This window comes from Pseudomonas sp. H3_C08, from assembly GCF_054669455.1.
Map to the genome: position 1 here is coordinate 4,687,015 of NZ_CP162803.1, position 24,579 is coordinate 4,711,593.

Sequence of the window (24,579 nt, forward strand, 5' to 3'; positions counted from 1 at the left end):
CGCGTCTCTCCCAGCGGCATCTGTGCGCCATTCGTCTCGGTAAGGCACTGGCATTGAAGGCAGTGCCCTTTGATGCCGATGGTATGACCGGCGCAGACAGCTCAAATGCCTGCGCGCGCCACGCAAAGGTGCGTTTACGACATGGCTGGAAATGCTCTCTTCGAAACGCCGCAGATCCCCTGTGGGAGCGAGCCTGCTCGCGAAAGCGGTCGGTCAGCCAACTTCTATGTTGGATGTGCCGGCCTCTTCGCGAGCAGGCTCGCTCCCACAGGGGTCAGGTGTATGCCGTGCGGATGGCGAGTAGCAGGAGGAAATGCGCGGGATACAGGGCGTAAGCCCAGCGCCGCATCGGCGGTGGCTGGAGATGTCGCACATGTCGCAACAGGAACAGCCCGAGCACTGGCGCAAACAGACAAATGGCAATCCCGAGGATGGCGACGCTACTGCCGAACCTCGCCGAGTCGTACAGGACTTGCCATTGGTTGGCCGCCAAACACACCAACCCCGGCAGCAGGTTGAAATACCACGGCCGGCGAAACACCAGCAGCATCGCCAACGGCAGCAGGACGCCGAACAAGCCGAACATCAGTCGTTCCGGAAACATGGCGGCCAACACCAGCGCAGCAACACCCAGCAATCGCGACATGCTCGAGGGATCCTGCCACCCCCGCGCCACCAGCAAGCCCAACGCCAGCGTCGGCATCACGTTCAACGTATCGGGCTCAGGAATGTACAGCCGATAGGGAATCTCACTGACTGCACTGAACAGCATCAACCAGCCCAGATAGCGCCATTCCATCCTCCGCGACCCGTCGCGCGCCAGATTCGCCGCCATCGCCAGGCAAAACCACGGAAACGCCAGCCGCCCAGGCACATACAGCCAATCGGCGGAGAACCCGGCATATCGCAGGTGATCGAGCAACATGCTCAGCAGCGCCAGCCACTTGAGCAGATCCAGCGCGCCGTCGCGTTTGCTCAGGTGCATAATCGTCCTACAAACTGGTAATTTCCTGAACGTGACATCCCGTGTGCTCCCCGGAAGATCTTCGGTAAAGTGCGCACCCTCATTGACCACGAGCCTTCACAAGAGTCTCGACCACGGAAGCCGGCCATGACCGACAAGAGCCAACAATTCGCCAGCGACAACTATTCCGGAATCTGCCCTGAAGCCTGGGCTGCGATGGAACAGGCCAACCACGGCCACCAGCGCGCGTATGGCGACGATGAATGGACCGCACGCGCGGCCGACCATTTCCGCCAATTGTTTGAAACCGACTGCGAAGTGTTCTTCGCCTTCAACGGCACCGCCGCCAACTCGCTGGCCCTGTCGTCGCTGTGCCAGAGTTACCACAGCGTGATCTGCTCGGAAACCGCCCACGTCGAAACCGACGAATGCGGCGCCCCGGAATTCTTCTCCAACGGCTCGAAACTGCTGATCGCTGGCACCGAAAACGGCAAGATCACCCCGCAATCGATCCGCGAAGTCGCGCTCAAGCGCCAGGACATTCACTACCCGAAACCGCGTGTGGTCACCCTGACCCAAGCCACCGAAGTCGGCAGCGTCTACACCCCGGAAGAAGTCCGCGCCATCAGCGCCACCTGCAAAGAGCTGGGTCTGCACCTGCACATGGACGGCGCGCGTTTCTCCAACGCCTGCGCGTTCCTCGGCTGCTCGCCGGCGGATCTGACCTGGAAGGCCGGTGTCGATGTGCTGTGCTTCGGCGGCACCAAGAACGGCATGGCCGTGGGTGAAGCAATCCTGTTCTTTAACCACAAACTCGCCGAAGATTTCGATTACCGCTGCAAACAGGCCGGGCAACTGGCGTCGAAAATGCGTTTCCTCTCGGCACCCTGGGTCGGCATTCTCGAAAACGGCGCCTGGCTGAAATACGCCCGCCACGCCAACCACTGCGCGCAATTGCTGGCCGAGCTGGTCAGCGACATTCCAGGCGTGGAACTGATGTTCCCGGTGCAGGCCAACGGCGTGTTCCTGCAACTGTCGGAACCGGCGATTGCCGCGCTGACCGCAAAAAACTGGCGCTTCTACACCTTCATCGGCAAGGGCGGCGCGCGCTTCATGTGCTCCTGGGACACGGAAGAAGAACGCGTCCGCGAACTGGCTCGGGACATCCGCGAAGTCATGTCCGCCTGATAGACCCCCTCCCCTGTGGGAGCGAGCCTGCTCGCGAAGAGGCCGTGTCAAACAACACAGATGTTGAATGACACACCGCTTTCGCGAGCAGGCTCGCTCCCACAAAAACTCGCCCACTCAGCCCTCCTCGTTCGCACCTGAAGACTTGGTCTACATTGTCTGTCGAACCCTCCGCTCACATAACAATAAGCAGGAGCATCGGCATGTCGTTACAAGGCAAAACCCTGTTCATCACCGGCGCCAGCCGTGGCATTGGCCGCGAGATTGCGCTACGGGCCGCGAGGGACGGGGCCAATATCGTGATTGCGGCGAAGAGCGCCGAACCCCACGCCAAACTGCCCGGCACCATCCACAGCGTCGCCGCCGAAGTCGAAGCGGCGGGTGGCAAGGCTTTAGCCCTGCAAGTCGATGTGCGTGATGAAGACGCCGTACGCCAGGCACTGGCTCAGGCCAACGATCATTTCGGCGGCATCGATGCACTGGTGAACAACGCCGGGGCGATCAAACTCACCGGTGTGCAACACATCGAGCTCAAACGCTTCGACCTGATGCATCAGATCAACACCCGCGCGGTGTTGCTGTGCAGTCAGGCCGCCCTGCCCTATTTGAAGAAATCCGCCGGACACATTCTCAACCTGTCGCCGCCGCTGAATCTGGCGAGCAAATGGTTTGCCCAGTTCAGCCCTTACACCGTGACCAAATACGGCATGAGCATGCTGACGATCGGGATGAGCGAGGAATTTGCCAATTACGGGATCAGTGTCAATTCGTTGTGGCCGCAGACGATGATTGCGACGGCGGCGATTGAATTTCAGTTGGGTAATCGGGAGTCGTTCAAGCAGGCGCGAACGCCAGCGATCATGGCGGATGCGGCGCATGTGATTCTGGATAGCAGCGGGCGGCAGATTACCGGGCGGTTGTTGATTGATGAGGAGATTTTGCGGGAGAGCGGCGTTGGCGAATTTGAGCATTACCGGTTTGAACCGGGGAGTAATGCGGCGTTGATGACGGATTTGTTTATCGACTGAAAAGCCCCTCACCCTAGCCCTCTCCCAGAGGGAGAGGGGACTGACCGTGGTGTTTATCAGAGTTACGCCGACGTGAAATACCGAGCCGAACTCACATTTTGAAAAGCCCAAAAATCGGCTCCCTCTCCCTCGGGAGAGGGCTGGGGTGAGGGGCAAGCCGTGCGCAAAAATTCGAACCACTCAAAAATCGATTCGCACATCCCCTTTAGGCACACTGCAGCACGACAAGATAAACCCTTCAGCCTCGTCATCCTCGGTAATCCCGCCGTTGTGTTCCATCTCCACCTCGCCGCCCAGCTTCATCACCTTGCACGTGCCGCAAATCCCCATCCCGCACGCCTTCGGAATCATCAAGCCAAGCTTGGCCGCCGCCGCATGCACCGTCTCACCCGGTGCCACACGAATGCTCTTGCCAGACGAAGTGAATTCGACCTGATGCAGATCCGCTGCATCGATTTCCGGTGCATCCGCTGCCTGCTCCGCCTGCTCCACCGCATCGGCACGAGCTTCCGGTGGCGTAGCGCCGAAGGATTCCTCGTGATAACGCGACATGTCGTAACCTGCCACTTCCAGCAGGCGCTTGACCGCGTTCATGTACGGCGTCGGGCCGCAGCAGAACACTTCGCGCTCAAGGAAGTCGGGAACCATCAGCTCGAGCATCTTGTGATTCAGATAGCCGCGATAGCCGGCCCACGGCTCGCCCAGCCCGTGCTTCTCGCAAATCAGGTGCAGGCTGAAGTTGTCGATCCGCGACGCCATGTGTTCCAGCTCGCGGTGATAGATGATGTCTTTCGGCGAGCGCGCGCTGTGGATAAAGGTCATGTCGACGTTGGCGTTGGTGTCGTAGAACCAGCGCGCCATCGACATGCACGGCGTGATCCCGACGCCGCCGCTGAGGTACAGCACTTTCGGGCTCGGGAAATCGATGGCATTGAACAGCCCAACCGGCCCGTGCACCGCCAGCTCTTGCCCCTCATGCAGCGTGTCGTGCAACCAGTTGGAGACCTTGCCGCCCGGCACACGTTTGATCGTTACCGAAAAGCTGTACGGCACCGACGGCGAACTGGAGATCGTGTACGAACGCATGATCGGCTGGCCTTCGATTTCCAGCTCCAGGGTCACGAACTGCCCGGGTTTGAAGAAGAACAGGATCGGCTGGTCGGCCATAAAGCAGAAGGTGCGCACGTCCCAGGTTTCCTGGATGACTTTGACGCAACGGACGATGTGTCGGCCATTGGCCCAGGTCTGGGTGGTGACCGGATTCAGGAAGCTGTTGGACATGCTGTTCTCCACGGCCGACTGTCGGCCTCATGTCGGCGATTCTGCGTATAGCGTGAACCGTCCGTTTACCTATCCGCGACATCGGCATACTTATCGCGACCAGCCCCCAACCACCGGGGGTTGCGCGTCGGGAACAGATTGCACCATGTCGCCCATGGATAAGGTTCGCGGCAGCGCCGGCCCCACACTCGCCCCAACACCAATACAGATTCTTTACACCTTGCGTAGCAACCGTTAGCAGCACACCTGATCAGCCACTTTTCGCCGGCCACGCAGATGGCCATGAGGATCACATCGATGGACGTCACCGCAAAAATCAGCCTGGGCGATCCGCTGGAACCCGCACGCAAGGCCACCGCACAAATGCTCCAGGAGCGCGAGCGGACGTTCTCGCTACCACAACCGTTCTATAGCGACGAGCGGCTGTTCGATATCGACATGCAGGAGATCTTCCAGAAAGAGTGGTTGATCGCCGGCATGACCTGCGAGATCCCGGCCAAGGGCAACTACCTGACCCTGCAGGTCGGCAAAAACCCGATCATCGTCATCCGTGGCGCCGAAGGCGTGGTGCACGCGTTCCATAACGTCTGCCGCCACCGTGGCTCGCGCCTGTGCACCAGCGAAAAAGGCAAGGTTGCCAAACTGGTCTGCCACTACCACCAGTGGACGTACGAGCTGGACGGTCGCCTGCTGTTCGCCGGCACCGAGATGGGCGCCGACTTCGACATGAAGCAGTACGGCCTCAAACCGGTGAACGTGAAGACTGCCGGCGGCTACATCTTCATCAGCCTGGCCGAGAACCCGCCGGCCATTGATGACTTCCTGTCGACGCTGAACCATTACATGGAACCGTACGACATGGAGAACACCAAGGTGGCGATCACCACCACCTTGATGGAAAAGGCCAACTGGAAACTGGTGCTGGAAAACAACCGCGAGTGCTACCACTGCAACGCGTCGCACCCGGAACTGCTGAAAACCTTGCTGGAATGGGACGACGTCACCGACCCGCGCGCCGATCAGGCGTTCAAGGATCACGTCGCCGCCTCCGCCGCTGCCTGGGAAGCCGAGAAGATCCCTTACGCCCACGCCAGCTTCGGCCTGCGCAACCGCATCGTGCGCATGCCGCTGCTCAAGGGCACCGTGTCGATGACTCTCGACGGCAAACAGGGCTGCGCGAAATTGATGGGCCGGATCAAGAACCCGGATTTGGGTTCGATGCGCATCCTGCACCTGCCGCACTCGTGGAACCACTGCATGGGCGATCACATCATCGTCTTCACCGTGTGGCCGATCAGCGCGCAGGAAACCATGGTCACCACCAAGTGGATCGTGCACAAAGATGCAGTGGAAGGCGTCGATTACGACGTCGACCGTATGCGCCAGGTGTGGGACGCGACCAACGATCAGGATCGTCGTCTGGCCGAAGAGAACCAGCGCGGGATCAACTCCACCGCCTACCAGCCCGGGCCTTACTCCAAGACTTATGAGTTTGGCGTGGTCAACTTCGTTGATTGGTACAGCGAGCGCTTGCTGAGCAACCTCGGCGCCGAGCCGGCGCCATACCTCAAAGGCGTGCCTGTCCAAGGCTAAAAGCAAAAGCTTCGCGAGCAGGCTCACTCCTACAGGGGAACGCATTCCAATTGTAGGAGTGAGCCTGCTCGCGATGGCGTCATTACAATCGCTGCATCACTTCGATGACCACCTCACCGATCCATCCTCACCAATAAACTCCTCAAATATCTCCTCCCCCACCAACCTGATTTTTGCGTACCCGTTCAACACCCGCAGCGGATATGCCGGGTCCTTGGCATCCTGCGTCTCCGACCACAACACCCGCGAATGCCCGTCCAGTTCACTGGCATTGCCATAGGGAATGGCCCCGTGCCCGGCACAACGCGCATGCAAACCGCCCTGCTGCGCGTACACGATGCCGTTGTGCAGATGCCCCCAATACCAGTAATCCGGCTCACGCCCCAGCGCATCGCACACCGGTTGATACAGCGCGGTCTTGTTGTGCCCGGAAATATCGAAGCCCTGATGATGGCTGAGCACCATGAGCTTTTTGCGTTTTGGCAGGCCTTTCATCCACGCGATCTGCGGCTCGTTCAAAGTGCCGTCCATGTACAAATTCATCGCATCAGACGCGTACGCAGAATCCAGCCCTACCACCAGCCAGTCATCGTTGATCAAGGCGAAGTAACTGGTGCCCTGCTGCCCCGGAAAACGCTTGGCCAGTTCCTTGAAGTAGCCGTGGGCGCCGCTGTACATCTCGTGGTTGGAATTGAGGGTAAACGAGCCATGCGTACCCATCGGCCAACCGGCCATGTCGACGTCTTCCTGGGAATGACTGCCGGCGTAATACACATCGCCCAAATGAATGGTGAAATCGGCCTGGGCCAGTTGCATCTGATTGGCCACCGACACCGCCGGCGCATGACTGTCGAACGGCCCGGTGCCCCAGTCGCCGGCAATCGCCAGGGTCACGTCGCGATCCATTTGCACCACCGCCGGGTCAGTACCGAAGGTCGCGTGATGGCGCAGGTTTTCGATCCACTTCAGCAGCGCCTCGCTCCACAGCAGATCCAGCAGTTCCCACTTGCGACAGCCGAGCAGGCTGCCGTCCTTGAGCACCCGGGTCGCCAGTTGATCAGTGGACTGCGGCAACGGCGTGGCATTGCCGATGCGCAGGATCGACAGACCGTGGGACAGCTCCCAGGGTACGCTCGGTTCGTCGTCCGGCAACTCGCCGTTCTTCAGCACGTACTGCGCCTGATCATGTCCGCGTTGCAGCAGCTTGATGATCGCCTGAAACTCCTGCGGCTCCAGCTCGCTGATGAGTTTCATCCAGGCCATTTCCATGCGCGTGAACAAGCCGTGAATGCGCACTTTGACCTTGTCGTACTCGTGTTCCCAATGACTGACCAGTGACATGGCGTAATCCTCTTTCCGTAAGGTTCACAGGGTTTTCATGAATTCGATCAGCGCGCGTTTGTCGTCGTCCGACAGCGTCGTGCCGTACAGGTGGCCGCTGTTGTGATTGCCCTCCAGGCGCGTGTCGTATTTGAAGTCCGCCGAGGCTTTGGCCTGAGCGCCGCTGGTGACGAAACCGACGTTGACCGGGTCGTAAATATCCGAGCCGGTGATGAACACCTGCGGACGTTTTTCCGGCGGTTGCAGTAAGTCCCACAGGGTCGGCACCGAGCCGTTGTGCAGGTACGGTGCGCGCAACCAGACGCCGTCGGTGGGCGTATTGCTGTAGCTCTGGGTCTTGCGGTAGGCGCCGAAATCGAACGGCGGTTTTTTGAAGGTGTGGAACGCGGCGACCAGCCCCGTGGTGAACGAGTCGAGCCGGTGCGGATCAGTGCCGAGCTGATCGATGTTGGTCGTGACCTGCCCGGTATCGGCGCGCCCGAAGTCATGACAAGCCGCGCAGTTGGCCTCCCAGATCGGTTTGCCCTGGGCGACCTTGGCCTGATCCAGCGCCCACGGCCACGCCGGCGCCTTGTGCCCGAGCAGCCAGTTGGTCACGCGGTTGAAGCTCGGCGGCAACACCGATTCCGGCGTCGCGCCCACCGCCATCGCGGCGGCGTAGTTGCGTTCGTGGATCTTGTTGTTATTGCCGTCCCAGTGCAGGTACATCGATTCGCGGGGTTTCTGGTTCCATACTTGCGGCAGGTCGACGGTGCCGATCGTCGAGTCATCCGGGAAGCCGAACACGACCATTTTCGTCGGGTTGAAGGTGTCGGTGCGCCCCGGGCCTTGTTGCGGACGCAGCTTCTGCCAGGCGTAGGCCTGCTTCTGCTTGAGCAGTGCGCTTTTGGCCATCGGCATGATCAGGTAGCGGTTGTAGAGCTTCTCGAAGAAGCCCAACTGAAACTTGCTGTTGATCGCCGCCATCACCGCGTCGGTGGTGAATTTCGGATCGCTGGCGCAATCGTAAGCGAACCACTGGAAGGCTTGCAGTTGCAGGGTGTTGGCCGGCGCGCTGGGCACATTGACGGCGACGTCGCTGGCATTGGCGCGGTAGGAGCCGGTGTGGCACAGCGCGCAGTTCGGCTCTACCGTCGGGTAACCGATCTGCCGCTTGGCCATGCCGATCGGCAGGTCCTTGCCGTTTTCAAAGAGGAAGCCGAAAACCTCCCAGCCACCGGGTTTGGGCATTTTCTCCGGGCACATCTGCGGCAGCACGGCGAACAGGTAATACGGGATGCGCGCTTCGATGCCGAGGCCGATGGCAGCGTACTTGTAGTGGTCTTCGTCGGAGGCGTATTCCTGCTCCGGCACCACTCGCAGCATCTGATACCAAGTCTCGTAACCGATGAAACCGAGCACCGCGACGACAAACAGCGTGCCTACCTTGAAGGCGTGACTCTGCCATTGCCGCTGCCACGCCGTGCGCCACTCGCGCCAGCCATCGCAAAGCAATGCCCAAGGGCGATTCTCCGGCGCGGTGCCGAGGTAGAGCAGAATGCCGAGGATCAGAAAGAAGCTCAGATCGCCCATCAACATCGGCACGAATACCGAGCCTTGAGAGCTGGTGTTGATCAGGTAAATCCAGAAAATCACCGCGATCAATCGCGTCAGCACACACAACCAGGAATGCACCACGTAACGCGGCGCGTTGAAACCCGACGGCATGTAAAACACGCTGATGCCGACCAGCAGCATCCCGGCGTTCTCCAGCCATGGGTCAGAGAGTTGCGGCGGCAGCCCGACCACCGATGTCAGCAACCCCGGCGCGAACAGCGCAGGGAGGGCGAACACCATGTTCATCGCAATGCCGATCCAGATGAAGCGTTGAAACCAGCGGATGTAGCTGTCCATGTCATCCATTTCCTTGTGCAGACCCAAGAGGTGTAGCGCCTGACCTACCGCTTTCGCGAGCAAGCTCGCTCCCACATTGGAATGCGTGCCCCTGTGGGAGCGAGCTTGCTCGCGAAGCATTCGACTCGGTCAATAGTCAACCGAGGGCCGTTTTCTCCAGGTGTTCAAGGATGATCGGATAGACATCGACCACTGCGTTCTTGCCGAACATGCAGTCGATGTGGCCATAGCCCGGCACCACTTGCCGGCTATAGCGCTCCGGCCCATGCATTTCGCACAAGCGCTGATAGGTCTTGAGGGTGCTTTCCGGCAGGTAACACTGGTTGTCGGCACCGCTGATGAAGCAGATCGGCATGGTCAGGCGATCGAAGTGCGGCATGTACACATCGTTGCCTTTGAAATCCACCAGGTGCCCTTTGCGCACGATCAGCGCCAGGTGCTCGAAGGTCTCGATATTCGACTCGCCGAACAACTCGTGCAGGTTGTCGTGCAGGGTTTCGTTGAGGGTGTCGTGGCGATACAGCGACGCGTACATGAAGGTGATGCGGTGGCACACCGGGTTGGTGCAATAACCCTGCGCCTCGATCCGCGCGTAGCCGTTGAGGGCCTTGTCGTAGAGTTTGTTGAACCAGTTTTCCTTGCTGTCGGCGTAAGCGGTCATCGACTTGATGCCGATCGCATCGAGCATCCCCGGCAGGTGCAATCCGGCCTTCAGCCCTGTGGCAGTGGCAACTACGGTGTCAGCGGCAATCTGCGAGCAGACCACCGAACGCACACCCTGCAAACCGGCGAGCAACGACATGAAGAAGGTCGTTGCGCCGTAGCAATGCACCACGCACTGCACGTCCTTGGCCTGGGTCTGCTGCTGAATCTGCGCGATGGCAGCCTTGAAATCGTATTGGGCAATCTGGTCGCCGTTCCATTCCTTCTTGCTCGCCGGCAGCAAAATGCTCACGCGGAAATCAAGCAACCACACGTCGTAATCGTGTTTGCACAGATATTCCAGCAGGTTGGTCTGGATGGTGTCGGTGGAAAAGATATTCGAGCCGACGCCCAAACCATGCACCAGCATCACCGGGCCTTTGCTCCCGGCCTGATACCGGGTCAGGCGCAACTCGACACCGTCCTCGGTGGGGAAGAAATGCACCGCTGGCGTCGGCGCATCCAGCGGTCGTTTCAGGCGTGGCGGTGCATCCGGGTTGAAGTAAATATCCCCGGCAAACACCCCGCCGTAACTTTCCCAGAGGATCCCGGCGAAGAACTTGCCGAACCGCGCCAGGCCTTCAATGCGCTCACGTTCGTTACGCGCATTGAGCACTTTCATGGTGGTCATCTGTTTGGCGAAATCGGTCGGATGGATGTGCATCACCCCGGAACCGATCACCTCACCGGTCTTGTCCGGCCCGCGATACAGCGTCACGTACAGCGTGCTGGTGTCGTGCCAGATATTCAGCACGCCGTTGTCTTCCGGTACGGTTTTGAAGGCGCTGAAGAAATAGTCGTTGCCGTCTTCGGCGGTCAGTTTCATGTCGTACTTCATGTGGCGCGTATCGACCTGTTGCTCGAATTGCTCGAACAGGTTGAACACGCCATTGCTGGCGGTCAGCGGTTGTGGCGACAGTGCCGGAGCAATCACCGTGCCGACAATGGTTGCCGCGTGCTCGGGCTCCTTGATCATGCGGTTGAGGTCGTTGGCGGTGATGGTCAGGGTGAAGTCGATCGGCGAATTGTCCGCCTCACCGCGTTTGGCCGCCGCTTCGTAGACTTTCAGATCAGTGCTTTGCGCCGCGGTGAAGGCGCGAGAGAAATAGCCTTTCATGGTTTCGGTGAACTGCACGCCGAGGGTTGGCGGCGCCACCTGTTTGCGCGGTGCCGAAGGCAGCGTGTAGTCGATCTGCCAGCCACGGTCGGCGGCGAGCAAGCCCATGTTGCGCTCACTCACCGCGGAGATGGTCAGCAGCGGATTGACCGCCAGCGACGTCGGAATCACCGCGCCGTCAGTCACGTACAAATTAGCGTAAACATCCGTGCCGCTGGCACCGCTGAACACCTGCCCCTTGTGATTGACCACGCCTTGCGCCGCGTCTTCGCCCATTACGCAACCGCCCAACGGGTGCACCGAGACGATGCTGTGCTTGAGCAGTTTGGTCCAGATCGGATTCTCCACCCACACGCCACCCAGTGCCTTGGTGCTCTGCTGCAGACGTTCGTTGCCGAGCTTGAAGTTCTCCTGCTCGCCAACGCCCGGCCAGTCGATACGCAGTTGATCCTTGTTGTCGAGGACCATCCGTCCCTGGCCGCTGTCGTGGCTCATGATCAGGTAAGTCTGCATGTTGTGCAGTGCACCGTAATACGGGCCGCGCAGAAAGCTTTCCGCTTCACGCGCCTTGTATTTCACCTTGCCGCTGAAGCTGTCATCCGTGGCCACGCCGATCATCTCGGCAAACCCGGCCATGGCCGGCACCATCGGCCGGCCGAGCGCGCCGGGGATCGAGCCCTCCTCGATGACCATGCGGCTGCGCCAGTCGCCTTCCGTGCGCATGTCGATCACCGAGGTGATGCACGGGCCGACCGGGTGCAGTTCCTTGGCCGGGTGCGCACCGAAACCGATGCCGTTGATGGTCTGCTCGCAGTTGTGGCCGAAGCCGAGGATGTCGCCGTTGCCGCTCATGTTCTCGCCGAGCTGGGCGGACATCACCACGCCTTTGTCGCGCGTGCGCAGAAGAATTTCCGTGGAGCCGAGGGTGCCGGCGGAGACCACGACGATGTCGGCCTTCACGAACAACGTCGGCGCGCTGAACATCTCCCGCCCGCTGTCGAGGTACTGGAAGTGCACGATCCAGCCTTCACCATCACGCTCCAGGTGCCGCACTTCGGCCTGACAGAAAATCTCCGCGCCGTGATTCCAGGCGTCCGGCAGATAGTTCATCAGCGTGGTGTTCTTGGCCTTGTTGTTACAGCCCGAAACGCAGTCGCCGCACTGGTTGCACGGCAGTTGCTCGACGCCGACATGGTTGAGGTTGTTCGGCAGCTTGTCGAAGGTCACGTTGATCGGCGGCTTGTAGAAATGCGCGCCTTGCTTGAGGTAATCCGCGGATTTCTTGTTGGCGTCGAGTTTGGGCAGGTTCGGCGCAGTGTTCGGGTAAGGATTGGGTTTGAGCATTTCCCGGGCGCGGGCATAACCGTCCTTGAGCAGCGTATCGCGGTGTTCACGCACTGCTTGCGGCCAGCGCGGATCATCGAATACGCCCGGCTCCGGTTCGAGGGCCACGTTGGCATTGATCAGCGACGTGCCGCCGAGGCCGCAACCGACCACGACGTTCTGCTGGGCATTCACATGCAAGTCGAACAGCCCGGTGCGCGAGCCGATATGGCCATCCGGGTCATGCACCTGCAGTTCCTCGGTGGCGGCGATCATGGTGTTGGGGTATTCGCCGGGCTGGATTTCCCGACCGCGTTCGAGCAGGCACACACGTTTGCCGGCACGGGACAGGCGCGAGGCAGCAATGCCGCCGCCGTAGCCTGAACCAATGACAATCACATCGTAGTGTTCCTTGATCTCGCTGATGGGCGTTGCGATCCGTGTCATGAGGTGGTTCCTCTAATCAGGCAGATGGGGGCAACTCTGCGGTTGCCTGCAATCGATGGGCGAACGGGCACCTGGCCACCGGATCAAGTCCGGCGACAGCACAGCGGTCTGGCAGGTGGGCCGCGCTACAGGCGAGCGTGCTGATTGGCGGCGCGTCGTAGCGTGCGCTTGCGTGGCGAGGGCGGGGGGCGGTGCGGCTGACTATCCATCATGCGTTCTCCCAGAACCTGATGTGGATAAGTGACGGCTGTCCTTGTGCCATTGCAGTGAAGACAGCGCAGGAATCGAAGTCAAGGCAACGTCTTAGAACTGTATGAAATGTGATCAATTGCCGTTTGGACTATGCCGGACGGGGCTTGCAAGGTTTGGCAAACAAGTTATCCACATAGCCACCCACAGCAAATGGGGGTAACTGTGGATGAACGGGAAAATAACTCACTGATTTGTGAAGAAAAATCGTGACTTATCCAGAAGCACGGTTTGCGAGACGCATTGGTTGTTTTTTGATCACAAGCTTTAAAGCCACGCCTTTCATGGCTTTCAGAGGATGGCAAACACGTTATCCACAGAAGCACCAACAGAGATCGGGGGTAACTTTGCCTGTGCTGTGGAAAAACGTTGGTGATTGTGTGAAATCGGGGTTTACGTGGGAATTTTGCGTAGAAACAGATGATTTGATTGTTTTTCGATCAATCCTTCGCAGGCCACGTTTTGTATGGGTCGCAGCGGATAGCGAACATCTTATCCACAGAAGCGCCAACAGAGATTGGGGGCAACTTGCTGAGTTATCCTGCCGAAAAAGCCCTGAAAATCCGTGACTTAGGCTGGTCGTTTTTTGATCGGAGGGCTGTAGGGCTTGATTGGCGCGGGGTGCAGGGATGGGCGAACACGTTATCCACAGATCCGCCAACAGGGATTGTGGGTAAACCGCCTACCCTCATCGGAACGCCGCCCGCCCAGCCCTCTCCCGGAGGGGGAGGGAGCCGACCGAATCGCCTATTTGAACTCCATCGACCTGAACGAACATTGCGATCTCAGGCTTGGCCAAGCCAAGGTCACCGCGCAATCGCAGGTCGATGTAATTAGCCAATACCACTCGGTCGGTCCCCTCTCCCTCTGGGAGAGGGCTAGGGTGAGGGGCTTTTCAGCGGACAACGCCTTCTTCAATCAGCAACTTGAGGATCGCTTCAGCACCGGCCTGAGGGGTAACACCCTTGAGCACTTGCCCCCCGCCCCCACTGGCCTTGGCCGTCGCGGCTTTCATCCGGTCCGCCCCGCTCTTGGCCTTGATCACCTTCAAGCGTTTCGGCCGTGGCTTGGCGGGTTGCAAAGTGCCGACCGCGAGCAACTCATCGTCCACCACCTCAACGTCTTCAGCCTGCAAAACCCCGCGTCGCGCCGGTCCATAAGCACTCTGCCGAGGCTTCGGCGCAGCGTTATCCACAGTCGCCAGAAACGGCAGTTTCACTTTCAACCGGCGCCGCTGCCCGCGCGGCAACGCTTGCAGCACCAGCGCCGAGCCGTCGTTGATCGACTCGACCTGCGCTAGGCCCACCACCAGCGGCCAGCCCAGACCTTCCGCCAGCAAGAACGGCAACATCCCCGAACCTTCGCCGGTTTCCGCCTGGCTGCCGGTCAGCACCACCTGCGCACCGGCATCACGCAGATACGCGGTCAGCGCCGGCAGCGCATCGGCACCAGCCGGTTGCTCCAGCACATGCATCTGCTCAAGACCCATGCCCAGATAGGCGCGCAACGCCGGCTCCGCAACGTCGCCGGCATGCAGCACTTGCAAGTTATCCCCAGCCAGTTGCAAACCCAGTTCCACGGCGCGCGCGTCCTGATCAGCGCGGCGTGGCCGCCCGGAAGTAGGGTGAGCGCCGATTGAAACCAGACTGATTACTTTCGTGTTCATAGCGTTTCCTTAAGCCGCATCGCGCTTGGCTTCGTTGCGGTAAGCCGCCACCGCCTCGATCAACGCCTGAAGAATCTCTGCGCTCTCGCCGATCACAGAGAGGTCGGCACGCTTGATCATGTCGCAACCCGGATCGAGGTTGATCGCCACCACCTTGTCACAGGCACCAATGCCTTGCAGGTGCTGGATCGCCCCGGAAATCCCCACCGCGACATACACCCGCGCGGTAACCCAGGTGCCGGACGCGCCGACCTGGCGATCACGGGCCATGAAGCCATCGTCCACCGCCACCCGCGACGCGCCTTCGGTAGCGCCGAGTGCCGCCGCCGTTTCGTGGAACAGCGCCCAGTCCTTGACGCCGTTGCCGCCGGAGAAAATGAACTCCGCTTCGGCCATAGGAATTGCTGCCGGGTCGACCGCCACGGCGCCGAGATCTTCAATCCGCGACAGGCTACGAGCGACACTTGTGGATAACTCCACCGGCAACGCTTCATGACGGGTTTCGCTGACCGGTTCGGCGCATTCAGCGGCGGCCAGAATCAACCGTGCGAACGGACGGGCGAGGTCTTGCAGACCCGCACCGGCACGACCGATGCACTCCTGATCCTTGACCTGCCAGACCCGCGTGGCCGGGCGCTCGCCCAGTGCAGCGGCAAAACGCCGGCCGAGTTCGCCGCCACCGCTGCGACTGTCGGGGAGCAGCCAGTGACGCGGGTTGAACTGGTTATCCACAGCGCGCAAACCTTGCACGCGTTGCTCCGGTGCATAACCACTAAAGGCTTCGCCTTCGAGCACCAGCAAGCGATCGACGCCTGCTGTGGCGAAGGCGTTTTCCTTGTGCTCGCCAAAGACCACCGCCAGCACCGCGCCGTCATTGCCGGCGAGTTGATGGGCGAGGCCGAGCAAGTCGCGATCGTGGCTGCTCAGGCGGCCGCCGACCATGTCCGGCACCACACTGATATAGAACGCCGGGGCCGGCACCTGATGCAGCGGCAATTGCACTTCAACCGTGGCCGAACGTTTGACCGCCCCGCCCTGTTGCGCGCCGCTGCGATCGATCCGCTTGATGCCGTTGGGGCCGATAAAACCAATACCGTGCAGGTTCTTGCGGATGATGCCGTTGGGCCCCATCCAGCTGTGTTGCGCCGGTTGCATCGCCGCGTGCAGCGGATGCAGGCGGTTACGCGCAATCCATTCGGCGCGTGGGTCGCGGCGGATAATGTCGCTCATCAATGGGCCTCCGCAGGTTCACGTTTGGCCGGGGTGGCAGGCTTGTTGGGCGCGGCGTCTTCGAGCAACGCGTCGGCCACCAGTTCGGCGATGTCCTTGATCAGCGGACGCGGTTCGACCACGCCTTCGAGCATCGCCGTGCACTGTGGACAACCCACGGCCACCAGTTCGGCGCCGGTCTCGCGGATGTCTTCCATGCGCATATCAGGAATCCGTTGCTTACCCGGAATGTCGGTGATCGGCGCCCCGCCACCGCCGCCGCAGCAACGCGAGCGGAAGCCGGAACGTTGCATCTCTTTGACCTCGATGCCGAGGGCACGCAGCACTTCGCGCGGCGCTTCGTACTCGCCGTTGTAACGACCGAGGTAACACGGATCGTGATAGGTCACGCTGTTGCCTTTGTGCTGACCGAGGTTCAGCGCACCGGCCTGAATGATTTCCGCCATGTAGGTGCTGTGGTGCTGCACCAGGTAGTTGCCGTCGAAGGCGCCATATTCGTTTTTCAGCACATGGAAACTGTGCGGATCGCAGGTGACGATGCGGTTGAAGCTGTATTTGGCCAGGGTCTGGATATTGCGTTTGGCGAGCAACTGGAAGGTCGCTTCATCGCCCAGACGACGGGCCACGTCACCGCTGTCACGTTCTTCCAGCCCCAACACGGCGAAGTCGATTTTCGCCGCTTTCAGCACTTTGACGAACGCGCGCAAAGTGCGCTGGTTGCGCATGTCGAAGGCACCGTCGCCGACCCAGAACAGCACGTCAGTGGATTTCTTCTCGCTGAGCAGATTGAGGTTCAAGTCCGCTGCCCAGTTCATCCGTCCGCCCGGGGCAAAACCGCCGGGGTTGTCGGTGGCGATCAGATTTTCGAGGACCTCGGCGCCCTTATTCGGGGTCGCGCCTTTTTCCAGGGTCAGGTGCCGGCGCATGTCGACGATGGCGTCGACGTGCTCGATCATCATCGGGCACTCCTCGACGCAGGCACGGCAGGTGGTGCACGACCAAAGGGTTTCGGCATCGACCAGACCGTTGACGATGGGTTGATGTGGATTGCCGCCGTGCTCGCCAATTGGTTTGCCGGGATACGGACTGCCGGCGAACTTGGCATCGGTGCCGCCAGCGAGGCCGACGACCATGTCCTGAATCAGTTTTTTCGGGTTCAACGGCTGGCCGGCGGCGAAGGCCGGGCACGCCGCTTCGCACTTGCCGCACTGCACGCAGGCGTCAAAGCCGAGCAACTGGTTCCAGGTGAAATCCTTGGGTCTCTCAACACCCAACGGCGCTGACGGATCATTGAGATCCAACGGCTTCAAACCCGTGGAACGGCCGCCGCCAAAACGTTCGGCGCGACGGTGCCAGGCCAAGTGCAAGGCACCGGCAAAGGCGTGTTTCATCGGCCCGCCCCAGGTCATGCCGAAGAACAGTTCCGACACGCCCCACAACACGCCGATCCCGAGGATGACCGCGAGTATCCAGCCGCCAAAGTTCACCGGAAGAATTCCGGCCACTGGCAAGGTCAGCAGAAAGAACGACGCCGAGAACGCCAGCAGGCTTTTCGGCAGGCGCATCCACGGGCCTTTCGACAGCCGCGCCGGCGGGTTGCGCCGACGCAGATAAACGAAGATCGCACCGACGAACATCACCGCCGTCATCAGCAGCAAGGCATAACCGAGGATGCGATTGTGCAGGCCAAAACCATGCACCAGCAGCGCCAGCACAATCGACGCCACCGCACCGCCGGCCGTGGCCACGTGGGTGTTGGCGATGTATTTGTCCCGCGCCACGACATGGTGCAAGTCGACCATGTAGCGCTTGGGCATGGCGAACAGGCCGCCGATCAGATCGACCTTCGAGGCCCGGCCCCGGCGCCACATCGCTACCCGTCGCAACGCGCCAAGGACACCAAGGCCCAGGGCGGCGAACAACAGGATTGGAAGAAGGGTGTTCAACATAGGTGAAGCTCCCAAAGACCGCAGGGTCTTGCAGGTCGAGTTGCCTTACTCGGTCACTGTGGGAGCGAGCTTGCTCGCGAAGGCGGACTGACATTCAACATCGATGTCGACTGATCCACCGCTTTCGCGAGCAAGCTCGCTCCCACAGGGTTGTGTGCAAGCCTTTAGAAGTCTTTACACAGTCTGAGCGCGTCATAGATCGCGGCGTGGGTGTTGCGCTGCGCCACGCAGTCGCCGATGCGGAACAGCAAGTAGCCGTCGCCGGTGGTGCTCAGCGAAGGTTGCGGCTGGATCGCGAACAACGCTTCAACGTCGATCTGGCCCTTGTTGCGCGAACCCTCTTTGAGCGCGTAGTAGATTTCTTCATCCGGACGCACGCCGTTCTCCACCACCACCTGATCGACCACCCGCTCCTCTTTGGCGCCGGTGTATTCGTTTTCCAGCACCGCGACCAGTTTGTCGCCTTCGCGGTAGACCTTCTCCAGCATCATGTCGCCGGTCATGATCACTTCTTTCGGGTACATGCTGCGGTAGTAGGTCGGGAACGACGTACCGCCGATGGCCACGCCCGGTTTGATGTCGTCGGTGACGATCTCGACCTGGCTGCCCTTGTCGGCGAGGAAGTCGGCAACCGACATCCCGGTGAACTCGCAAATGGTGTCGTAGACCAGCACGTTCTTGCCCGGCGCGACCTTGCCGTCGAGCACGTCCCAACTGCTGACCACCAGCCCTTCGGCGGCGCCCCAGTGTTCGTTCTGTTCCAGGTACGGATGCCCGCCGACCGCCAGCACCACCACGTCCGGACGCAAGTCCATGATGGTCTCGGCATCAGCCGCCGTGCCCAGACGCAGATCGACTTTCAGCCGCGCCAGTTCCAGCTGGAACCAGCGGGTAATACCGGCGATCTGGTCACGCTGCGGCGCTTTCGATGCGGTAGTGATCTGCCCGCCGATGAATTCCTTCTTCTCGAACAGGGTCACGTCGTGGCCACGTTCGGCAGCAACGCGTGCCGCTTCCATCCCGGCCGGGCCGGCACCGACAATCACAACCTTGCGTTTCGGCCCGGTGGATTTCTCGATGATGTGCGGCACGCCCATGTATTCGCGGGAGGTCGCGGCATTCTGGATGCACAACACGTCGAGGCCTTGATACTGACGGTCGATGCAGTAGTTGGCGCCGACGCACTGTTTGATCTGATCGATCTGGCCCATCTTGATCTTGGCGATCAGGTGCGGATCAGCGATGTGCGCACGGGTCATGCCGACCATGTCGACGTAACCGCCCTCAAGAATCCGTGTGGCCTGGTTCGGGTCCTTGATGTTCTGTGCGTGCAGCACCGGCACCTTGACCACTTCCTTGATTCCGGCGGCCAGATGCAGGAACGGCTCCGGTGGATAACTCATGTTCGGAATCACGTTGGCCAGGGTGTTGTGGGTGTCACAACCCGAGCCGACGACGCCGATGAAATCGAGCATGCCGGTGTCGTCGTAATACTTGGCGATCTGCTTCATGTCCTCGTGGGACAAGCCGTCCGGGTGGAACTCGTCACCGCACAGACGCATGCCCACGCAGAAGTCGTCACCGACCTCGGCGCGCACAGCCTTCAGCACTTCCAGACCGAACTTCATCCGGCCTTCGAAGGTGCCGCCCCATTCGTCGGTACGCTTGTTGACGCGCGGGCTCCAGAACTGGTCGATCATGTGCTGGTGCACCGCCGACAGTTCAACGCCGTCGAGACCACCGGCCTTGGCCCGGCGCGCCGCCTGGGCATAGTTGCCAATCACTCGCCAGATTTCTTCCGGCTCGATGGTTTTGCAGGTGGCGCGGTGTACCGGTTCACGGATGCCCGAGGGCGACATCAGCGTCGGCCAGTTGAAGCCGTCCCAGCGCGAGCGCCGGCCCATGTGGGTAATCTGAATCATGATCTTGGCGCCATGCTTGTGCATGGCGTCGGCCAGGTTCTGGAAATGCGGAATGATGCGGTCGGTGGACAAATTCACCGAGCTCCACCATTCCTGCGGGCTGTCGATGGCGACCACAGAGGAGCCGCCGCAAATCGCCAGGCCGATGCCGCCCTTGGCTTTCTCTTCGTAGTATTTGACGTAGCGGTCGGTGGTCATGCCGCCGTCCGTTGCGTAGACCTCAGCGTGCGCGGTGCTGAGCACGCGGTTGCGGATGGTCAGTTTGCCGATCTGGATCGGCTGGAACATTGCTTCGAAAGCCATGGCGGGTTCCTCGACTTACAACGGCTTGACGGTGAACAGGCCGTCGTCGTGGCCTTCTTCGGAGCCACCGTAGACTTGCTCGGCGACGGTGCGAATCTTGCTGCCGCGAGCCTCAAGAATCTGATCCATGGCCCCGGCAAACCAACCGGTGAACATGTAATCGACTTTGCGCCCGACCTTGCCGTACACATAGACGAATGCCGAGTGTTCGAGCTTGACGCTGGCGGTGCCTTTGTCGAGGTCGATGTCTTGGATCTTGAACAGACCCCAGCCGCGTTGCGACAAGCGCTTCATGTAGTGCTCGAACACCGCGACGCCTTCCAGGCCGTGGCATTCAGCTTCTTTCTCGCACCAGTGCCAGGCGGATTTGTAGCCGGCCTTATAGAGGATTTCGGCGTAGGCGTCGGCGCCCAAAACTTCTTCGATGCCCATGTGGTTATTCACGAAGAAGTGACGCGGTACGTAGAGCATCGGCAGGGCGTCGGAGGTCCAGACACCGGTTTCGCTGTCGACTTCGATTGGCAATTGCGGGGCGATCTTGGCCATGGAAACTTAACTCCAGAAAAATAGTGGATTCAGTGGTGACCGCTGCCCTCACCCCAGCCCTCTCCCACAGGAGAGGGGGCAGATCGGCGGCGGTCTTGAGTCAGCGTTACTCGCCCCAGACGTCTTTCAGGACGTTGACCCAGTTTTCGCCCATGATCTTGCGCACGACGCGCTCGGAATGGCCGCGCTTGAGCAGGGTTTCGGTCAGGTTCGGGAACTCGCCGACGGTGCGGATGCCCAGCGGGTTGATGATCTTGCCGAAGCTGGTCAGGCGGCGGGCGTAGCCCTTGTCGTGGGTCAGATATTCGAAGAAGTCCTGACCGTGACCCTGAGTGAAGTCGGTGCCGATGCCGATGGCGTCTTCGCCGACGATGTTCATGGTGTATTCGATCGCTTCGGCGTAGTCGTCGATGGTCGAATCAATGCCCTTGGCGAGAAACGGCGCGAACATGGTCACGCCGACAAAACCGCCGTGGTCAGCGATGAACTTCAATTCTGCATCAGACTTGTTGCGCGGGTGCTCTTTGAGACCCGACGGCAGGCAGTGGGAATAGCAGACCGGTTTTTTCGATTCGAGGATGACTTCTTCGGAAGTCTTCGAGCCGACGTGGGACAGGTCGCACATGACGCCGACGCGGTTCATCTCGGCGACGATCTCGCGACCGAAACCCGACAGGCCGCCGTCACGCTCATAGCAACCGGTGCCGACCAGGTTCTGGGTGTTGTAGCACATCTGCACGATGCCGACGCCGAGCTGCTTGAACACTTCGACATAGCCGATCTGGTCTTCAAACGCGTGAGCATTCTGGAAGCCGAAGAGGATGCCGGTCTTGCCTTGCTCCTTGGCGCGACGGATGTCGGCGGTGGTGCGCACCGGCATCACCAGGTCGCCGTTTTCGCGGATCAGCTTCTGGCTGGCGGCAATATTGTTCACGGTCGCCTGAAAGCCTTCCCACACCGACACAGTGCAGTTGGCTGCCGTCAGACCGCCCTTGCGCATGTCTTCGAACAGCTCGCGGTTCCATTTGGCAATGATCAGACCGTCGATAACGATGCTGTCGGCGTGTAATTCGGCTGGGCTCATCAGGCGTCCCCTTATTGGCGATTCATGCGCCGAATCGTCTGCCGGCGCTTTGGGGCCAGCATATGCCTCGGTGCCGGGGCGACCGGGTGCAAAAACGACAGGGGAATTGCCGAAAGCGTCAATCCGCGACAAAGGGTCGCCAGACGCTCCGATCAGCTACCTGTTCAAGCCCGCCAGCTTGAGCCAGAATCTGGCCCATCTTGGAAACACCACTGGATTAGAGCGGCGACAACAATGAAATCGATCTTCCTGGCTTTGGCTTTGCTTGCGACCGGCGTGCACGCCGCTGAAGAGTCCGACAACAACCCGTGCGACGCCGTCGAAAACGACGTCCAGACCCTGGAATGCTCGACCTACAGCCGCAGCACCGCCGAAGACCTGCTCAAGGACAACTACGCCAGCCTCAACGAACGCATGCAGACGGCGTATGGCAAGAACCCGACGCAATTGGCGGACATTACCGCCAAGATCAAGACGGCTCAGCAGCAGTGGTTGAAGACGCGGGACGCGGATTGTGCGGTGGAAGCGTTTCCGGCTACGGCGGGGAGTAAGGCGTTCACGATTGCGCAGAATGATTGCGTGGCGCGGATGAGTGATGAACGGTCGGAGTTTTTGGAGTCGATTGGGCAGGAGTGATCCTGACTTCTCGCAACATGCCGTCAAACTTGCGGATTGGTATTTGGGAGAAATATAAGAAAAGATTCTGAAATCTTATAAAAGACTTATATTTCTTCGTATATGAAGTTATCCACAGATATCCAAATCATCAACGATGCCGAGGGCAAGCCAGCCTTCGTCGTCATCCCTTACGCCCAGTACGTCGCGCAGAAAATGCAGCCCGATCTGATTCCTCATGAGGTCGTCAGTCGGATGGTCGATGGGGCAACACCGATCCGTGCCTGGCGCGAACACCTCAACCTGACTCAAGAAGAAGTCGCCAAACGCATGGGTATTTCGCAACCGGCGTTTGCCCAGCAGGAAACAGTCGCCAAGCCTCGCAAGGTTACGCGTGAGAAAATTGCGTCGGCGTTCGGCATCACCGCCAATCAGCTAGAGCTGTAAGCTGCCCTCTTCACTTCAAGGAATTCCCCATGAACATCTGCGGCATCGAAATCAAAGGCAGCGAAGCGATCATCGCCGTGGCCGCTCTCGACGGTTCGAACCTGAGCCACGTTCCCCTCGCCACCAAGAAGATTGCCCTCGAAGACGATGACGACGCGGCCAACGTGAAGCTGTTCGCGGCGCAGGTGGCGTCGTTTGTGCGGGAGAATTCGGTTGACCGGATTGCGATCAAGAAGCGCAGCAAGAAGGGCGAGTTTGCCGGTGGCCCGACGACGTTCAAGATTGAGGGGATTTTGCAGTTGCTGGATGGTTGCGAGGTGACGTTGTTGTCGCCGCAGACGATCAATGCGCAGGCGAAGAAGCATAATTTCGAGCTGCCGGGGACGTTGAACAAGTATCAGCATGAGGCTTATAAAGCGGCGTGTTCGGCGTTAATGAAGAAGTAACCCGATTTCCGAAATCACAGTAAATCCATGTGGGAGCGAGCTTGCTCGCGAAGAGGGAGTGTCAGTCGACAGTTTTTTTGAATGCTCTACCGCATTCGCGAGCAAGCTCGCTCCCACAGGTTTACTTGCTGGTCTCAAGATCAGGCCTGGGCGGTACGGCGGTCTTCACGCGGGCAGCGGGCGAAGCGTGCCCGGTAGCTGCGGGTGAAGTACGACGGCGACTCGAAGCCGCAGGCGATGCTGACTTCGAGCACGCTCATGTCGGTCTGGCGCAGCAGCTGTCGGGCCTTTTCCAGCCTTAACCGCAGATAGAAATTGCTCGGCGTGTCGTTCAGATGCAGCCGAAACAAGCGCTCCAATTGCCGCCGCGTGACCTTGATCGATTCTGCCAATTGCAAAGTAGTCAGCGGCGGTTCGCTGTGCTGCTCCATCTCGCCGATCACCTGAACCAGCTTCTTGTTATTGATGCCATAACGCGTGGCGACTTCCATGCGCTGGTGATCTTTGCGCGGACGGATGCGCCCCAGCACAAACTGCTCGCTGACCTGAATCGCCAGTTGCGGCCCATGAGCCTGGGCGATCAGATCGAGCATTAAATCGATGGAAGCCGTGCCACCCGCCGAGGTGATGCGCCGGCGGTCGATCTCGAACAGTTCCTGGGTCACGCTGAGCGTTGGATAAGATTCCTTGAACGCGTCGATGGCTTCCCAGTGCAGGGTCAGGCGATGACCGTCGAGCAGACCTGCTTCAGCGAGGACAAAGCTGCCGGTGTCGATAGCACCGAGGGTCACGCCTTCGTTATCCAGTCGCCGCAACCAGTGTTCAAGGGTTGGCGTGGCGAACTTCAGCGGTTCAAACCCGGCCACCACCAGCAGCGTCGCGCCTTTCTTCAGCGGCTCCAGCGCCGCATCGGCGTTGACCGACATGCCATTGCTTGCCAGCACCGCCCCGCCGTCGGCGCTGAGCACATGCCAGCGGTACAGCTCGCCACGAAAGCGGTTGGCCACGCGCAGCGGTTCGATCGCCGAAATAAAGCCGATGGCGGAGAACCCCGGCATCAGCAGAAAGTAGAAATCCTGGGACATGGGCGCACTCGATTCGCGGGTAACGAGAGGGAGGGGAGCGTGGCTCGTTGATACGCCGATTGTCGTCAGCGTTCAAGCGCACAGGTCGCTACAGTGCAAATGCCAGTCGCCGCAGTGCGCTTTCATGGGCGTATAGCTGCGTAACTTGGCATCACCGGCG

Annotated in this window: 18 protein-coding genes; 6 read left to right on the forward strand and 12 right to left on the reverse strand. The window is 60.2% G+C overall.

Translation table 11 applies throughout. The features are described from left to right. Positions 1-274: 274 nt before the first annotated feature. Positions 275-985, reverse strand: coding sequence for a TraX family protein (locus AB4N74_RS21460; protein ID WP_460097175.1), 711 nt, complete (start codon positions 983-985; stop codon positions 275-277). 126 nt (positions 986-1,111) lie between these two features. Here AB4N74_RS21460 and AB4N74_RS21465 point away from each other — a divergent pair, with 126 nt between their 5' ends. Both AB4N74_RS21465 and AB4N74_RS21470 read left to right on the forward strand, forming a co-directional pair. After that, positions 1,112-2,152 carry a threonine aldolase family protein gene (locus AB4N74_RS21465; protein ID WP_093429910.1) on the forward strand — a complete coding sequence of 347 codons (1,041 nt, stop codon included), beginning with the start codon at positions 1,112-1,114 and terminating at the stop codon, positions 2,150-2,152. Between the two features lie 203 nt (positions 2,153-2,355). Continuing rightward, positions 2,356-3,180 (forward strand): SDR family oxidoreductase, encoded by an 825-nt coding sequence (locus AB4N74_RS21470; RefSeq protein WP_116254354.1) that lies wholly within the window; start codon positions 2,356-2,358, stop codon positions 3,178-3,180. Between the two features lie 180 nt (positions 3,181-3,360). Here AB4N74_RS21470 and gbcB read toward each other — a convergent pair whose 3' ends face one another. Continuing rightward, a complete protein-coding gene (gbcB, locus tag AB4N74_RS21475; protein ID WP_093429907.1) occupies positions 3,361-4,461 on the reverse strand; it encodes a glycine-betaine demethylase subunit GbcB in 1,101 nt (366 codons plus the stop codon). A 297-nt stretch (positions 4,462-4,758) separates the two neighbouring features. Here gbcB and gbcA point away from each other — a divergent pair, with 297 nt between their 5' ends. Next, positions 4,759-6,054 (forward strand): glycine-betaine demethylase subunit GbcA, encoded by a 1,296-nt coding sequence (gene gbcA / locus AB4N74_RS21480; RefSeq protein ID WP_093429906.1) that lies wholly within the window; start codon positions 4,759-4,761, stop codon positions 6,052-6,054. 96 nt (positions 6,055-6,150) lie between these two features. Here gbcA and AB4N74_RS21485 read toward each other — a convergent pair whose 3' ends face one another. The 9 genes from AB4N74_RS21485 to AB4N74_RS21525 form a co-directional block, all read right to left on the reverse strand. Further along, a complete protein-coding gene (locus AB4N74_RS21485) occupies positions 6,151-7,395 on the reverse strand; it encodes a metallophosphoesterase family protein (protein WP_414927143.1) in 1,245 nt (414 codons plus the stop codon). A gap of 24 nt (positions 7,396-7,419) precedes the next feature. Continuing rightward, positions 7,420-9,288 carry a c-type cytochrome gene (locus AB4N74_RS21490; protein WP_460097179.1) on the reverse strand — a complete coding sequence of 623 codons (1,869 nt, stop codon included), beginning with the start codon at positions 9,286-9,288 and terminating at the stop codon, positions 7,420-7,422. Positions 9,289-9,424: 136 nt separating this feature from the next. Continuing rightward, a complete protein-coding gene (locus tag AB4N74_RS21495; RefSeq protein ID WP_460089133.1) occupies positions 9,425-12,877 on the reverse strand; it encodes an alpha/beta fold hydrolase in 3,453 nt (1,150 codons plus the stop codon). A 1,144-nt stretch (positions 12,878-14,021) separates the two neighbouring features. Then, positions 14,022-14,792 (reverse strand): electron transfer flavoprotein subunit beta, encoded by a 771-nt coding sequence (gene etfB / locus AB4N74_RS21500; RefSeq protein ID WP_460097180.1) that lies wholly within the window; start codon positions 14,790-14,792, stop codon positions 14,022-14,024. Between the two features lie 9 nt (positions 14,793-14,801). Beyond that, positions 14,802-16,022, reverse strand: a complete 1,221-nt coding sequence (gene etfA / locus AB4N74_RS21505; RefSeq protein WP_093429901.1) for an electron transfer flavoprotein subunit alpha — start codon at positions 16,020-16,022, stop codon at positions 14,802-14,804. Beyond that, positions 16,022-17,971 (reverse strand): dimethylglycine demethylation protein DgcB, encoded by a 1,950-nt coding sequence (gene dgcB, locus AB4N74_RS21510; protein WP_257356458.1) that lies wholly within the window; start codon positions 17,969-17,971, stop codon positions 16,022-16,024. The genes etfA and dgcB overlap by 1 nt, the downstream gene beginning before the upstream one ends. A 164-nt stretch (positions 17,972-18,135) precedes the next feature. Continuing rightward, positions 18,136-20,196 (reverse strand): dimethylglycine demethylation protein DgcA, encoded by a 2,061-nt coding sequence (dgcA, locus tag AB4N74_RS21515; protein WP_093429899.1) that lies wholly within the window; start codon positions 20,194-20,196, stop codon positions 18,136-18,138. Positions 20,197-20,211: 15 nt separating this feature from the next. After that, a complete protein-coding gene (locus AB4N74_RS21520; RefSeq protein WP_005792152.1) occupies positions 20,212-20,742 on the reverse strand; it encodes a DUF5943 domain-containing protein in 531 nt (176 codons plus the stop codon). 106 nt (positions 20,743-20,848) lie between these two features. Next, the gene (locus AB4N74_RS21525; RefSeq protein ID WP_093429898.1) at positions 20,849-21,826 is read right to left on the reverse strand and encodes a dipeptidase; all 978 of its coding nucleotides are present in this window, start codon (positions 21,824-21,826) and stop codon (positions 20,849-20,851) included. 234 nt (positions 21,827-22,060) lie between these two features. Between AB4N74_RS21525 and AB4N74_RS21530 the strand changes: the two genes are divergently transcribed. The 3 genes from AB4N74_RS21530 to AB4N74_RS21540 all read left to right on the forward strand — a co-directional run bounded on the left by AB4N74_RS21530 (position 22,061) and on the right by AB4N74_RS21540 (position 23,334). Continuing rightward, positions 22,061-22,462 carry a lysozyme inhibitor LprI family protein gene (locus AB4N74_RS21530; RefSeq protein ID WP_095121593.1) on the forward strand — a complete coding sequence of 134 codons (402 nt, stop codon included), beginning with the start codon at positions 22,061-22,063 and terminating at the stop codon, positions 22,460-22,462. Between the two features lie 102 nt (positions 22,463-22,564). Then, the gene (locus AB4N74_RS21535; protein ID WP_099757378.1) at positions 22,565-22,888 is read left to right on the forward strand and encodes a helix-turn-helix domain-containing protein; all 324 of its coding nucleotides are present in this window, start codon (positions 22,565-22,567) and stop codon (positions 22,886-22,888) included. A gap of 29 nt (positions 22,889-22,917) precedes the next feature. After that, a complete protein-coding gene (locus AB4N74_RS21540) occupies positions 22,918-23,334 on the forward strand; it encodes a DUF3010 family protein (RefSeq protein WP_093429896.1) in 417 nt (138 codons plus the stop codon). 140 nt (positions 23,335-23,474) lie between these two features. Here AB4N74_RS21540 and AB4N74_RS21545 read toward each other — a convergent pair whose 3' ends face one another. Then, positions 23,475-24,419 (reverse strand): GlxA family transcriptional regulator, encoded by a 945-nt coding sequence (locus AB4N74_RS21545; RefSeq protein ID WP_093429895.1) that lies wholly within the window; start codon positions 24,417-24,419, stop codon positions 23,475-23,477. Between the last annotated feature and the right edge of the window lie 160 nt (positions 24,420-24,579).

What these genes read in the sequence shown, in the direction of transcription:
- gbcB (WP_093429907.1), bottom strand. Translation starts at nt 4,461, where the DNA reads ATGTCCAACAGCTTCCTGAATCCGGTCACCACCCAGACCTGGGCCAAT.
- AB4N74_RS21520 (WP_005792152.1), bottom strand. Translation starts at nt 20,742, where the DNA reads ATGGCCAAGATCGCCCCGCAATTGCCAATCGAAGTCGACAGCGAAACC.
- AB4N74_RS21490 (WP_460097179.1), bottom strand. Translation starts at nt 9,288, where the DNA reads ATGGACAGCTACATCCGCTGGTTTCAACGCTTCATCTGGATCGGCATT.
- AB4N74_RS21540 (WP_093429896.1), top strand. Translation starts at nt 22,918, where the DNA reads ATGAACATCTGCGGCATCGAAATCAAAGGCAGCGAAGCGATCATCGCC.
- AB4N74_RS21545 (WP_093429895.1), bottom strand. Translation starts at nt 24,419, where the DNA reads ATGTCCCAGGATTTCTACTTTCTGCTGATGCCGGGGTTCTCCGCCATC.
- dgcB (WP_257356458.1), bottom strand. Translation starts at nt 17,971, where the DNA reads ATGTTGAACACCCTTCTTCCAATCCTGTTGTTCGCCGCCCTGGGCCTT.
- dgcA (WP_093429899.1), bottom strand. Translation starts at nt 20,196, where the DNA reads ATGGCTTTCGAAGCAATGTTCCAGCCGATCCAGATCGGCAAACTGACC.
- AB4N74_RS21460 (WP_460097175.1), bottom strand. Translation starts at nt 985, where the DNA reads ATGCACCTGAGCAAACGCGACGGCGCGCTGGATCTGCTCAAGTGGCTG.
- AB4N74_RS21465 (WP_093429910.1), top strand. Translation starts at nt 1,112, where the DNA reads ATGACCGACAAGAGCCAACAATTCGCCAGCGACAACTATTCCGGAATC.
- AB4N74_RS21485 (WP_414927143.1), bottom strand. Translation starts at nt 7,395, where the DNA reads ATGTCACTGGTCAGTCATTGGGAACACGAGTACGACAAGGTCAAAGTG.
- AB4N74_RS21525 (WP_093429898.1), bottom strand. Translation starts at nt 21,826, where the DNA reads ATGAGCCCAGCCGAATTACACGCCGACAGCATCGTTATCGACGGTCTG.
- AB4N74_RS21530 (WP_095121593.1), top strand. Translation starts at nt 22,061, where the DNA reads ATGAAATCGATCTTCCTGGCTTTGGCTTTGCTTGCGACCGGCGTGCAC.
- AB4N74_RS21495 (WP_460089133.1), bottom strand. Translation starts at nt 12,877, where the DNA reads ATGACACGGATCGCAACGCCCATCAGCGAGATCAAGGAACACTACGAT.
- etfB (WP_460097180.1), bottom strand. Translation starts at nt 14,792, where the DNA reads ATGAACACGAAAGTAATCAGTCTGGTTTCAATCGGCGCTCACCCTACT.
- AB4N74_RS21535 (WP_099757378.1), top strand. Translation starts at nt 22,565, where the DNA reads ATGAAGTTATCCACAGATATCCAAATCATCAACGATGCCGAGGGCAAG.
- gbcA (WP_093429906.1), top strand. Translation starts at nt 4,759, where the DNA reads ATGGACGTCACCGCAAAAATCAGCCTGGGCGATCCGCTGGAACCCGCA.
- AB4N74_RS21470 (WP_116254354.1), top strand. Translation starts at nt 2,356, where the DNA reads ATGTCGTTACAAGGCAAAACCCTGTTCATCACCGGCGCCAGCCGTGGC.
- etfA (WP_093429901.1), bottom strand. Translation starts at nt 16,022, where the DNA reads ATGAGCGACATTATCCGCCGCGACCCACGCGCCGAATGGATTGCGCGT.